The organism is Pseudonocardia ailaonensis (assembly GCF_039531635.1).
Lineage (GTDB): Bacteria > Actinomycetota > Actinomycetes > Mycobacteriales > Pseudonocardiaceae > Pseudonocardia > Pseudonocardia ailaonensis.
Genome location: NZ_BAAAQK010000006.1, coordinates 16,545 through 29,165, shown reverse-complemented (window position 1 = coordinate 29,165; position 12,621 = coordinate 16,545). Strand labels below are relative to the sequence as shown.

Below are 12,621 nucleotides of genomic sequence, written 5' to 3'. Positions count from 1 at the left end.
GCGCGATCCCGGGCAGCAGTCGTCCGGGGCACCACGGAGATCCGGGGTGTGGATAGCACCACCTATCGGGGGATGGCCCCGATCAGCTTCTCCAGGGTGTTCCAGTTCCGCCCGGTCGTCGCGATCTTCCATTCCTTGCGGACGAAGGCCGCCACGTCCGGGGAGTTGGAGATCCCCTCGGGGCACCACTGGTAGATCACGCCGTCGCCCACGACGATCCGCTCCTCGTCCAGCGAGGCGGGGCTGGGCGTGCCCACCGGCCCGAACAGCCACAGCACGACCATCCGGGAGCCGTTGTCGGCGACCTCGCGCAGGGGGTGGGCGGCCTCGACCGCCTCCAGGTCCCCGAGCGTGAGCGCCAGGACGCGGATCTCGGTGCCGTAGCGCTCCGCGAGCGCCTCTTCGACCCGGGCGGCCACCCGAGCGGGCTCCTCGTCGGCCGCCAGCACCGCGTTGCCGCTCTGCAGCAGCGTCTTGACCTGCGTGTATCCCAGGTCCGCGAGCAGCTCCCGCAGGTCCGCCATCGCGACCTTCTTGTTGCCGCCGACGTTGATCCCCCGCAGCAGCACCGCGTACCCCGTCACGGGCCGGAACCTACCGGTAACCCCCGACGGAAATGGGGGATGACCCCCGTGACCGGGCTGTGACGTTCTGGCAGCCTCGGACGAGTACACCGACGAACCGGACAGGAGGGACCACTGGTGCAACCCGACGCGGGCTGGCTCACGGCGATGTTCGACGCCGTGCTGCACAGCGTCTGGCTGCTGCCGGTGCTCGCGGTCCTGATCGCGCTGGACGGCCCGTTCCCGGTGCTGCCGAGCGAGACCCTGCTGACGGTGTCGGCGCTGGCCGCCTTCGGCACGCACGACGTGGCCGGGGTGATCGGCCTGTTCGTCGCCGCCGTCGCGGGCTCGATGGTGGGGGACGTGCTCGTCTACTCGCTGGGGCGCTCGTCGAACCGGATCCTGCGGGGTGCGGGCGCGGACTCCGCCGTGGGCCTGGGTGCCTGGGTGCGCCGCAACCTCTACCGACGGCCGATCGTCGCCTGTGTGGGCGCGCGCCTGATCCCCGGTGGCCGACTGGTCAGCACCGCCGCGTGCGGACGGGTGCGGCTCCCGCTGCGGGCGTTCCTGCCGGCGTCGGCGGTCAGCTCGGTGATCTGGTCGGTCTACATGCTGCTGGTCGGCCTCGCCCTCGGCCCGCTGACCGGCGGGAACCCGCTGCTGTGCCTGCTGGCGGGGATGGGCATGGCGGTCGTGACGGCGGGCTCGTTCGAGATCGGCCGCAGGGTGCACAGGCGGGTCACGGCCCGCCGGAGCCCGGTCGTCGTCACCGAGACCGAGCCGGAGCCCGCTGTCTCAGGCTGAGACTCCGCGCGTGATCGACCGGGCGGATACTCCGCCCGTGCGCGACGAGGCGTGGGTGGTCGAGGTCGGCGAGGACAACGCGGCGTGGTTGGCCGCCGAGAGCCGGACGGCGCGGCTGGCCCGCGAGTACCGGCCCATGGACGTGGGGGAGGGCCGGGTGCGCTACAGCGCCCTGGCCCTGGGGGCCGCCCGCGAGCTGGGCGAGGAGGAGGACGGCTTCCTCACCGAGGACGCCGAGGGCCTGCGCGTCTGGATCGGCGACGACGCCTTCGAGCTCGAACTCGACGAGTCGAGATGAACCTCAGGGCGGTTTTCGGGGCCCCCGAAACCGCCCTGAGGTTCATCTCGGCAAAAGAGAGAGCACTGCTCTTGACGCGTGCGCCGCATCGGGTGTTCACTGTTCTCAACACAGAGCACTGCTCTCGAAATGGAGAACCCGATGATCGCGAACCAGCGCTACCTCGTCCCGTCGAGCGGGACCGCCTTCTTCAACCGCGTGGTCGCGGGACTGACCCGCGCCGGCATCAGCGTGATGGGCAGCCGGGTGCTGGCCGTGCGCGGCCGCACGAGCGGGCAGTGGCGGACGACGCCGGTGAACCTGCTGACCGTCGACGGCGAGCGCTACCTGGTGGCGCCCCGCGGGCACACGCAGTGGGTGCGCAACCTGCGCGCCTCCGGAACCGGTGAGCTGCGGGTGGGCCGGCGGACCGAGACCTTCACCGCCACCGAGCTGACCGACGCGGCCAAGCCGGTCGTGATCCGCGAGTACCTGCGGCGCTGGGCCTGGGAGGTCGGGGCGTTCTTCGAGGGCGTCGACAAGAGCTCGACGGACGAGACGCTGCTCGCGGTGGCACCGGGCTTCCCCGTCTTCCGGATCTCCTGAGCGGGATCCGGGGAGGTTGTCCGGTGCCGGTGGGGGCTCCCCAGTCCACCGGCACCGGTGCTCCGTTCAACGCGCGGAGCCCCACGGGGTTTCGGTCGGATTCCCACGAACACCATCAGTACCGTCGAACGTGGCACGGAACGCGCCGATCGGTCGTTGCCGGACAGGCGGTCCACCGGATCCTTGCTTCCGCAAGCGGTCGCCGACGGGCGCGTGGGACCGACCGTGCGGCGCGGGACGGGAGAAAAAGGACAACTCCCTCGACCGTGGGGTGACGGCCGTGCGCGGCGGCCGTTGCGCCGGGCTACGGTCTGGGCGTGAGCACAGCTGAATCCGCAGGTGAGACGGCAACCGGTGGCGAAGAGAGCACCCTGACCGTGCTGATCGCCGGCGGGGCGAACGCCCTCATCGGGGTGCTCAAGCTGGTCGCCGGACTGCTCACCGGCTCGTCCGCGATGCTCGCCGAGGCCGCGCACTCCGTGGCGGACACCGCCACCGAGGGACTGCTGCTGACGGCCCTGCGACGCTCCGCCCGGCGCCCGGACCGACGTCACCCGTTCGGGTACGGCAAGGAGCGCTTCTTCTGGGCGCTGATCGCCGCCGTCTCCATCTTCGTGTCCGGCGCGGTGTTCGCGATCTACGAGGGGGTCCGGACGATCGTCGGCGGCGAGGCCGAGCAGACGCTCGCCTGGGTGGCCTACGCGGTGCTCGGGGTGTCGTTCGTGCTGGAGGGCTTCTCCTGGCTCCAGGCCGTCCGTCAGGTCCGGAACGAGGCCGCGGCGGAGGAGACGACCTTCCGGGCCTGGCTGCGCGGCACGGACGATCCCACGGTCAAGACGGTGTTCTTCGAGGACAGCGCCGCGCTGGTGGGGCTCGTGCTGGCCTTCGGGGGCGTGGGGCTGCACCAGCTGACCGGCTCGGCGCTGTGGGACGGCGTCGCGTCCCTGCTGATCGGGCTGCTGCTGAGCGGCGTCGCGTACATCCTGGGCCGCACCAACAAGGGCCTGCTGATCGGCCGGCAGGCGAACCCGCGGCTGGTCCGGGCGATCGCCGACGACCTGGCGGCGCGGCCGGAGGTCGACGCGGTGGTCGACCTGCTGACGATGATGCTCGGCACGGACTCGGTGCTGCTCTGCGCCCGCCTCGACTTCGACGGCGCCCTCGGCGCGGACGACGTGGAGCGGGCCTGCGTGGCGATCGACGCCGACCTGCGGGCGCGGTTCCCCGACCTCGCCGAGATCTTCCTCGAGCCGGTGCCGCGCACGGACGAGACGATGCGCTCCCGGGTCCTGGAGCGCTACGGCCGCACCTTCGACTCGTGAGTGGCGATAGTCGCTCTGGCGACCATCGCCACTCACGGGTCTGTCAGGCGATCTGGCGATCCGTGGGGTTGATGGGCCTCGGGAGGATGTCCCGGCCCGTCAGGTAGGTGTCGACCCCCGCGGCGGCGGAGCGGCCCTCCGCGATCGCCCACACGATGAGGCTCTGCCCGCGGCCGATGTCGCCGGCCACGAACACACCGTCCACACTGGACATGTAGCTCTGGTCGCGCCGCACGTTGCCGCGCTCGTCGAGCTCCACGCCCAGCTGCTCGACCAGACCGGCCTTCTGCGGACCGACGAAGCCCATCGCCAGCAGGACCAGGTCCGCCGGGATCTCGCGCTCGGTGCCCTCGATGGCCTCGAAGCCGTTGTCGCCGCGCTTGACCTCGACCAGCCGCAGCGCCTTGACCTTGCCGGTGCCGTCGTCGACGAACTCGGTGGTGTTCACCGAGAACAGGCGCTCGCCGCCCTCCTCGTGCGCGGACGACACCCGGTAGACCATCGGGTACGTCGGCCAGGGCATGCCCTCGGTGCGGTGCTCCGGCGGCGTCGGCATGATCTCGAGCTGCGTGATCGACGCGGCGCCGTGGCGGTGCGAGGTGCCGAGGCAGTCCGCCCCGGTGTCGCCACCGCCGATGATCACGACGTGCTTGTCCTTCGCCGAGATCGGCGGCTCGTCGATGTCGCCCTGCTGGACGTGGTTCGCCCAGGGCAGGAACTCCATGGCCTGGTAGATGCCCTCGAGCTCGCGGCCCTTGGCCGGTAGGTCGCGCCACGCGGTGGCGCCACCGGCGAGCACGACGGCGTCGTACTCCTCGCGCAGCTGCTCGACGGTGACGTCCTCGCCGACGGTGACCGAGGCGCGGAAGTGCGTGCCCTCGGCCTGCATCTGCTCGAGCCGCCGGTCGAGGCGCGCCTTCTCCATCTTGAACTCGGGGATGCCGTAGCGGAGCAGCCCGCCGATCCGGTCCGCCCGCTCGAACACGACGACGTCGTGCCCGGCGCGGGTGAGCTGCTGCGCGGCGGCGAGGCCCGCGGGCCCGGAGCCGACGACCGCGACCTTCCTGCCGGTCTTCGTCTCGGCGACCTGCGGGGTCACCCAGCCCTCGTCCCAGGCCCGGTCCACGATCTCGACCTCGACCTGCTTGATGGTGACGGCGTCGTCGTTGATCCCGAGGACGCACGCCGCCTCGCACGGGGCGGGGCACAGCGTCCCGGTGAACTCCGGGAAGTTGTTGGTGGCGTGCAGCCGCTCGATCGCCTCACGCCAGTCGTGGCGGTAGACGAGGTCGTTCCACTCCGGGATCAGGTTCCCCAGCGGACAGCCCTGGTGACAGAACGGGATGCCGCAGTTCATGCAGCGGCCGGCCTGCTTCTCGAGGGTCTCGCGGGGGAAGTCCTCGTAGACCTCCCGCCAGTCCATCAGGCGGAGGTCGACGGGACGCCGCTTCGGGGTCTCCCGCGCGGTGGTGAGGAATCCCTTCGGGTCACCCATGTGCAGCCTCCGTGCTGATGGTCGGCTCTGCCTGGCCGTCCCCTCGGGTGGATCGGGTGCGCAGCTCAGCCATGCGCCGCCTCCATGATCGCCGCGTTGACGTCGCGGCCATCCTTCTCGGCCTGCTCGCGGGCCTGCAGCACGCGCTTGAAGTCCTTCGGCATGACCTTGCCGAAGCGCTCCACCGCGACGTCCCAGTCGGCGAGCAGGGCGCGGGCGACCGGGGAGTCGGTCTCCGCGTGGTGGGACTCGACGGCGCCGCGCAGGAACTCGCGGTCCGCGTCGTCCAGGGGATCGAGGTCGACCATCTCGGGATTGACCCGCTTGGCCAGCAGGTCGCCGTCCGCGTGCAGGTCCAGGACGTAGGCGGTGCCGCCGGACATGCCCGCCGCGAAGTTGCGGCCGACCCTGCCCAGCACGACCACCTTGCCGCCGGTCATGTACTCGCAGCCGTGGTCGCCCACGCCCTCGACGACCGCCGTCGCGCCGGAGTTCCGCACGCAGAAGCGCTCGCCGACGATGCCGCGGATGAACATCTCGCCCGCCGTGGCCCCGTAGAGGATCACGTTGCCGGCGATGATGTTCTCCTCGGCCACGAACGGCGCCCGGGGGTCCGGCCGCAGGATCAGCCGGCCGCCGGAGAGGCCCTTGCCGAAGAAGTCGTTCGTGTCGCCGACCATCCGCAGCGTGATGCCCTTCGGCACGAACGCGCCCAGCGACTGCCCGGCCGAGCCGGTCAGCGTGATGTCGATCGTGTCGTCCGGCAGGCCCTCGGCGCCCCACCGCCTGGTGAGCTCGTAGCCGAGCATGGTGCCGACGGTCCGGTTGACGTTGCGCACCGGCAGGTCCAGGCGGACCTTGTCGCCGGAGGACAGCGCGCCCTCGGCCAGCTGGATCATGGTGTTGTCCAGGGCCTTCTCCAGGCCGTGGTCCTGGTTGCGGGTGCGGTGGCGCGACGCGCCCTTCGGCAGCTCCGGGGTGTGGAAGATCGGGCGCAGGTCCAGGCCCTCGGTCTTCCAGTGGTGCACCGCCGCGTCCGTGTCGAGGACCTCGGCGTGGCCGACGGCCTCCTCCAGGGTCCGGAAGCCGAGCTGCGCCAGGTACTCGCGCACCTCCTCGGCCACGAACCGCATGAAGTTGACGACGTACTCGGGGCGCCCGTCGAACCGCTCGCGCAGCACCGGGTTCTGCGTCGCGACGCCGACCGGACACGTGTCCAGGTGACAGACGCGCATCATGATGCAGCCGCTGACGACCAGGGGCGCGGTGGCGAAACCGAACTCCTCGGCGCCCAGCAGGGCCGCGATGACGACGTCCCGGCCGGTCTTGAGCTGCCCGTCCGCCTGCACGACGATCCGGTCGCGCAGGTTGTTGGCCAGGAGCGTCTGCTGGGTCTCGGCGAGGCCGAGCTCCCAGGGGCCGCCCGCGTGCTTGATCGAGGACAGCGGCGACGCGCCCGTCCCGCCGTCGTGGCCCGAGATGAGCACGACGTCCGAGTAGGCCTTCGCCACGCCCGCCGCGACCGTGCCGACGCCGACCTGGCTGACCAGCTTCACGTGGATGCGGGCCTTCGGGTTGGCGTTCTTCAGGTCGTGGATGAGCTGCTTGATGTCCTCGATCGAGTAGATGTCGTGGTGCGGCGGCGGGGAGATCAGACCCACGCCGGGCGTGCTGCCACGGGTCTTCGCGATCCAGGGGTAGACCTTGCCGCCGGGCAGCTGACCACCCTCGCCGGGCTTGGCACCCTGGCTGATCTTGATCTGGATGTCGTCGGAGTTGACCAGGTACTCGCTGGTCACGCCGAACCGGCCCGAGGCGACCTGCTTGATCGCGCTGCGCCGGGAGTCGCCGTTGGGCTCGGGGGTGAAGCGGTCCGAGTCCTCGCCGCCCTCGCCGGTGTTCGACTTGCCGCCCAGGCGGTTCATCGCGATGGCGAGGGTCTGGTGCATCTCCTGGCTGATCGAGCCGTAGGAGATGGCGCCGGTGGCGAAGCGCGTGACGATCGACTCGACCGACTCGACCTCGTCGAGCGGCACCGGCGGGCGCACACCCTCCTTGAAGGCGAACAGCCCGCGCAGCGTCATCAGCCGCTTCGCCTGGTCGTCGACCGCCTTCGTGTACTCCTTGAAGATCTCGTACCGGCCGGAGCGGGTCGAGTGCTGCAGCTTGAACACGGTCTGCGGGTTGAACAGGTGCAGCTCGCCCTCGCGGCGCCACTGGTACTCGCCGCCGACGGCCAGCGCCCGGTGCGACGCCCGGGTGCCGTCCGCGGGGAAGGCGCGCCGGTGGTGCGCGAGCGCCTCGCGGGCCAGCACGTCGAACCCGACGCCGTCGATCCGCGACGTGGTGCCGGCGAAGCAGGTCTCGACGACCTCCTTCGACAGGCCGACGGCCTCGAAGATCTGCGCGCCGGTGTAGGACGCGACGGTCGAGATGCCCATCTTGGACATCGTCTTGCGCACGCCCTTGCCCAGCGCCTTGACCAGGTTCTTGGCCGCCGTCCGGGCGTCGGTCCCCGGGATGTCCCCGCGCTCGGCGAGGTCCTCCACGGTGGCCATGGCCAGGTACGGGTTGACCGCCGACGCGCCGAAGCCGATGAGCAGCGCGATGTGGTGCACCTCGCGGGCGTCCCCGGACTCGACGAGCAGGCCGACCTGCGTGCGGGTCCGCTCGCGCACCAGGTGATGGTGCACGGCCCCGGTGAGCAGCAGCGACGGGATCGGCGCGTGCTCCGCGTCGATGCCGCGGCTGGACAGCACGATCAGCCGGGCACCGCCCGAGATCGCGTCGGACACCTCGCCGCGGATCTCCTGCAGCCGCCGGACCAGGCCCGCGCCGCCGTCGGCCGCCTTGAACACGCCTTTGACGGTGTAGCTGGCGAAACCGGGCATGTCGCCGTCGTCGTTGACGTGGACGATCTTGGCCAGGTCCTCGTTGGCCAGCACCGGGAAGGGCAGCACGATCCGCCGGCAGTTCGCCGGGCCGGCCTCCAGGAGGTTCTCCTCGGGGCCGAGCAGCGAGCGCAGCGAGGTGACGAGCTCCTCGCGGATGGCGTCCAGCGGCGGGTTCGTGATCTGGGCGAACAGCTGGATGAAGTAGTCGTAGATCTGCCGCGGCTTCTCGGAGATCGCGGCGATCGGCGCGTCGTTGCCCATCGAGCCGATCGGCTCGGCACCGGCCGCCGCCATCGGCTTGAGGAGGACGTTGAGCTCCTCCTCGGTGTAGCCGAAGGTCTGCTGGCGCAGCGTGAGCTCCACGTGGGTGGGCGTCTCGCGCTGGCGTTCGGGCAGGTCCGCGAGATCGATCCGGCCGGCGTGCAGCCACTCCGCGTACGGCTCCGCGGCCGCCAGCTCGCCCTTGATCTCGTCGTCCGCGACGATCTTGCCCTCGGCGGTGTCCACCAGGAACATGCGGCCCGGCTCGAGCCGGCCCTTGCGCACGACGCGCTCCGGCTCGACGTCGAGGACGCCGACCTCGGAGGCCAGGACCACGAGCCCGTCCTCGGTGACCCAGTAGCGGGCCGGGCGCAGCCCGTTGCGGTCGAGCACGGCGCCGATGCGGACGCCGTCGGTGAACGCGACGAGCGCGGGGCCGTCCCAGGGCTCCATGAGGTTCGAGTGGTACTCGTAGAACGCGCGCCGGGCCGGGTCCATCTCGGCGTGGTTCTCCCACGCCTCCGGGATCATCATCAGCACGGCGTGCGCCAGCGGGCGGCCCGACAGGTGCAGGAGCTCGAGCACCTCGTCGAAGGTCGCGGAGTCGCTCGCGTCCGGCGTGACGATCGGGACCAGGCGGTCCAGGTTGCCGGGCAGCTTCGAGGACTCCAGCAGCGCCTCGCGCGCCTTCATCCAGTTCCGGTTGCCGCGCAGCGTGTTGATCTCGCCGTTGTGGGCCACGTACCGGTACGGGTGGGCCAGCGGCCACGCCGGGAAGGTGTTGGTGGAGAAGCGCGAGTGCACCACCGCCAGTGCACTCGTGACGCGCTCGTCGGCCAGGTCCGGGTAGAACGCCTCGACCTGGGGCTCGGCCAGCATGCCCTTGTAGACGACCGTGCGCGGCGACAGGCTGGGGAAGTAGACCCCGGTGGCGTGCTCGACGCGCTTGCGCAGGCAGAAGGTGCGCCGCTCCAGCTCGATGTCGGTGGGCGGGGGCTTCACGATGCCCGTCTCGATGCCGGCGACGAACAGCTGCCGGAAGCCGGGCATGGCGGCCAGGGCGCTGGGCCCCAGGTCGGCCTTCTCCGGGTCCGTGGGCAGCTCGCGCCAGCCGAGGACCCGCAGGTTCTCCTCGGCGGCGAGCTGGTTGATCCGCGCGACGGCCGCGTCCGCGGCCTCGGCGTCCCGGGGGAGGAAGGCGATGCCGGTGGCGTAGCTGCCCTCCGCGGGCAGCGCGAAGTCCACGACCTCGCGGTAGAACGCGTCGGGGACCTGGATCAGGATGCCCGCGCCGTCGCCCGTGTTCTCCTCGGCGCCGCGTGCGCCGCGGTGCTCGAGGCGCAGGAGCGCGGTCAGCGCCCGCCGGACGATCGCGTGGTCACGCCGGCCCTGGAGGTCGGCGACCATCGCGACGCCGCAGGCGTCGTGTTCGTGCTCGGGGGAGTACAGCCCGCCGGGAGCGGGAACGGACGGGACAGCCTGCCCGTTGCCCGTGGTGGCGGGGTCGTTGGTCGCAGCCAACAGCTCCTCCTGTCGTCTCGGTGCACCCCGACTTCGCATCGGGACGACGTGGACCTTGTGGTGCCAAGGAATGTCCAGAATACAGCGATGCTCCGACGGAACGCTGGCGCTGGTCCGGTCGGGCGTACCCTGCGGACTGCGCGTCGTCGTCTCCAGTGGTCGTTCGAGCGCACGTGTGTCGGCCGAACCCCGGCTGCTGGCCCGGCCTGCGGTGTGCCCTTGCGCGAGAGCACGCGTCGATGGGTGCGGGCTCGCCGGCGAAAGGGTCGCACGCCGCACCCGGCTTCCGCCAGAGATAGCGTGGGCAAGCGGTGTGACCTGGGCGGGAGCGGGCCGCGATCGGCGTAGCGGAGATCACCGGCGCATCCGTGTGGGCAGGTCGTGACCGATGTCCGGAGACGAGTGAGGGGAGCCTTGCGTGACGCAGCGCACGTCGACGGGTGGAGGTGCCCCGGGGTGTGGCCGGGCCCCCACCCGGCCGGGTGACGGCGGACCGTGACCATGTCGATGCGGAACGTACTCACGGACGTCGCGCGGGTCGGCCCCTTCTTCGCGGTGTCGGCCGATCCGGCGGAGGGAGTGGACCCGACGTGGCGGCCGCTGGCCGAGCTGGGCACGTCGTCCGCCCTGGCGGCGCGGGTGGACCACGTGGGCCGGGTGCTCTCGGAGCAGGCCGGTGCGCCGGTCGCCGAGCGGGTCGCGGCGTCGATCGCGGTGCAGGGCCTGGCCGCGCGGTTCCTCTCGGCGCCGCTGGCCGCGGCCGCCCTGCACGGGGTGCTGCCCGGTCTCGATCCCGCGACCCTGCACTGGCGGGTCTCGATGACCGGCCCGTGGCCGCTGTGGAGCGCCGACCCGGAGCGGGTGCGGCCGGCCGCCGGGCTGCCCGCGCTCGTCGCGGAGATCGCGGAGCCGCTGGTGGAGGCGGCGGCGGCGCTGGTGCCGGTGTCCCGGAAGGTGCTGTGGGGCAACGTCGGCTCGTCCGTCGCCGGGGCCGAGCGGGTCCTCGCCGGGGACCGTCCCCCGGCGGCCCTGCGCACGGCCGAGCTGGCCGCCGCCGTGCTGGACCATCCGCTGCTCGCGGCCACCGGCATGCGCCGCCCGCCCGCGCCGCCCGACACCGGCTGGACCTTCCGGCGCCGCTCCTGCTGCCTCTACTACCGGATCCCCGGCGGCGGGACCTGCGGGGACTGTGTCCTCGGCGGGCGGGTCCCCGGCGGGCGGGCGCTCAGCCCGGGCTGAGCGCGACGTCCGCGACGGTCACCGTGACCACCGCGCCGAGCCCGGTCTCGGTACGGATTTGCGCCCCGACGGCCCGCTGGACGGCGGCGGCGAGGTCCCGGCAGTTGTGGCCCAGTGTGGTGACCAGCGTCAACGAGATCCGGGCGACGTCACCGTCGACGGTCGCGGCGGCGCCCGCCGCGGAGAGCGGGCCGCCCTGCTCGCCGAGCAGGCTCCCCGCGAGGCCGAGCAGGGCCTGGCCGAGATCGGGGCGCAGGGCCGCGACCCCGGGCACCGCGCGCGCCGCGGCCGCCGCGATCCGGGCCACGACGACGTCGGCCACGTGGAGGCGGACCGGGGGAGTGGGGGGCGGGGTCGACCCGGCCGGGGTGCTCACGGCCCCTCCCAGAGGTCGACGACCGTGATGTCCACCCTGCTCACGGGCACCCCGAGGGCCTGCTCACCGGCCGCGAGGACCATCTGCCGGACGCGCGCGGTGACGGAGGCGAGATCGACGCCGAAGCGTGCTGTGACCGTGATGGCGACCTGAGCCGTCGTCCGCTCGCCGGTGTCGGGGTCCTGCTCGATCCGGCAGCTGCGGGCCCGCATGCCGTCCATGCCGTCGACCACGTGCCGGATCACCCGGGCCGCGGCCGCGCGGCTCAGCCGCGCCGGGCCTGCGGGGGAGTCGAGCACCAGCAGGTCCTGCGGCCGCAGCTCCGCGATCACCGTGTCCGCCACGGCGTTCATCACCCGGTCCAGGACCGACGCCGGCGGCACCGGCCGCTCGTCCGCCAATCGGTGCACCACGCCGTCGAGCCGCAGCGCGTCGGCCGCGGCGGCGCCGCAGTGCGGGCAGCTGCGGGCGTGCTCGTCGAGCCTGCCGGCGACGGCGGCGTCCCAGACCTCCGCGGCGTCGCGCCCGCAGGCGAGCGGCTCGATCCTCTCCTCTATCTCCATGCGCGCATCTCTCCCGCCAGCGCGGTGCGGGCCCGGTGGATCCGGCCGCGCACCGCCGTCTCGCCGGCCCCGGTGATCTCGGCGATCTCCGCGTAGCCCAGGCCCTCCAGCTCGCGCAGCACCCAGCAGGCGCGCTGCTCGTCCGGCAGCCGGCGCAGCGCCACCCGCAGCGCGGCCAGTCCGGCGTCGACCTCGGCGGCCTGCTCCGGGGCGCCCGCCGCCGGAGCGGCGAGCTCCTCGGCGAGCTGGTCGACCGGGACGGCGGGCCGCCTGCGGCGCAGCAGGTCCAGGCACCGGTTCGTCACGATCCGGTACATCCAGGTGGAGAACGACGAGTCCGCGCGGAACCGCACCAGCCGCCGCCACGCGTCGATCAGGGACTCCTGCAGTGCGTCCTCCGCGTCGGAGGAGTTCCCGACCAGCCGCAGGGCCAGCCGGTAGAGGGCGTCCTGGTGTCGGCGGGCGAGCTCGGAGAACGCCCGGACGTCGCCCTCCCGGGCCCGCACCACGAGCGTCTGCTCGTCCAGGCCCTGTTCGGGCGGGGGTGGTTCCGGCACCGGCGCGGAAGGCGACACCCGCATCGCGCGCACTCCGCCCCCGTCCGCCGAGTCCCACCCCGTGACGCCGGTCACATCGGGAGTGCCGGGCGGTCGACGGGGTAGCCCGACCGCGGGGCCCGACGGTAGTCGCCGGAACGACC

Annotated in this window: 11 protein-coding genes; 5 read left to right on the top strand and 6 right to left on the bottom strand. The window is 72.6% G+C overall.

The window, feature by feature from the left end:
* Positions 1-62: 62 nt before the first annotated feature.
* Positions 63-584, bottom strand: coding sequence for a DUF1697 domain-containing protein (locus ABD324_RS14040; protein ID WP_344416467.1), 522 nt, complete (start codon positions 582-584; stop codon positions 63-65).
* A 117-nt stretch (positions 585-701) separates the two neighbouring features.
* On the opposite strand from ABD324_RS14040, the gene ABD324_RS14035 reads away from it, so the two are divergent.
* From ABD324_RS14035 to ABD324_RS14020, 4 genes are all read left to right on the top strand, one after another.
* Positions 702-1,367: a DedA family protein gene (locus ABD324_RS14035; protein WP_344416465.1), complete on the top strand. Its 666-nt coding sequence runs from the start codon at positions 702-704 to the stop codon at positions 1,365-1,367.
* Between the two features lie 37 nt (positions 1,368-1,404).
* Complete coding sequence (locus tag ABD324_RS14030) at positions 1,405-1,665, top strand: hypothetical protein (RefSeq protein ID WP_344416463.1); 261 nt, start codon at positions 1,405-1,407, stop codon at positions 1,663-1,665.
* A gap of 141 nt (positions 1,666-1,806) precedes the next feature.
* Positions 1,807-2,250 carry a nitroreductase family deazaflavin-dependent oxidoreductase gene (locus tag ABD324_RS14025; RefSeq protein WP_344416461.1) on the top strand — a complete coding sequence of 148 codons (444 nt, stop codon included), beginning with the start codon at positions 1,807-1,809 and terminating at the stop codon, positions 2,248-2,250.
* A 317-nt stretch (positions 2,251-2,567) separates the two neighbouring features.
* Positions 2,568-3,572, top strand: coding sequence for a cation diffusion facilitator family transporter (locus ABD324_RS14020; RefSeq protein WP_344416459.1), 1,005 nt, complete (start codon positions 2,568-2,570; stop codon positions 3,570-3,572).
* Positions 3,573-3,615: 43 nt separating this feature from the next.
* Here ABD324_RS14020 and ABD324_RS14015 read toward each other — a convergent pair whose 3' ends face one another.
* Together ABD324_RS14015 and gltB are read right to left on the bottom strand one after the other, a co-directional pair.
* A complete protein-coding gene (locus ABD324_RS14015; protein ID WP_344416457.1) occupies positions 3,616-5,067 on the bottom strand; it encodes a glutamate synthase subunit beta in 1,452 nt (483 codons plus the stop codon).
* A gap of 65 nt (positions 5,068-5,132) precedes the next feature.
* Positions 5,133-9,671 carry a glutamate synthase large subunit gene (gene gltB, locus ABD324_RS14010; protein ID WP_344416732.1) on the bottom strand — a complete coding sequence of 1,513 codons (4,539 nt, stop codon included), beginning with the start codon at positions 9,669-9,671 and terminating at the stop codon, positions 5,133-5,135.
* A 579-nt stretch (positions 9,672-10,250) separates the two neighbouring features.
* Between gltB and ABD324_RS14005 the strand changes: the two genes are divergently transcribed.
* On the top strand, positions 10,251-10,982 hold the full coding sequence (locus ABD324_RS14005; RefSeq protein ID WP_344416455.1) for a (2Fe-2S)-binding protein: 732 nt from the start codon (positions 10,251-10,253) through the stop codon (positions 10,980-10,982).
* Here ABD324_RS14005 and ABD324_RS14000 read toward each other — a convergent pair.
* The 3 genes from ABD324_RS14000 to ABD324_RS13990 are packed head-to-tail and all read right to left on the bottom strand — an operon-like array spanning position 10,969 to position 12,502.
* On the bottom strand, positions 10,969-11,358 hold the full coding sequence (locus ABD324_RS14000; RefSeq protein WP_344416453.1) for an Asp23/Gls24 family envelope stress response protein: 390 nt from the start codon (positions 11,356-11,358) through the stop codon (positions 10,969-10,971). The genes ABD324_RS14005 and ABD324_RS14000 overlap by 14 nt on opposite strands.
* Positions 11,355-11,921: an Asp23/Gls24 family envelope stress response protein gene (locus ABD324_RS13995; protein WP_344416451.1), complete on the bottom strand. Its 567-nt coding sequence runs from the start codon at positions 11,919-11,921 to the stop codon at positions 11,355-11,357. Before ABD324_RS13995 ends, ABD324_RS14000 begins: the two co-directional genes overlap by 4 nt.
* Positions 11,912-12,502, bottom strand: a complete 591-nt coding sequence (locus ABD324_RS13990) for an RNA polymerase sigma factor (RefSeq protein WP_344416449.1) — start codon at positions 12,500-12,502, stop codon at positions 11,912-11,914. Before ABD324_RS13990 ends, ABD324_RS13995 begins: the two co-directional genes overlap by 10 nt.
* Positions 12,503-12,621 lie beyond the last annotated feature (119 nt).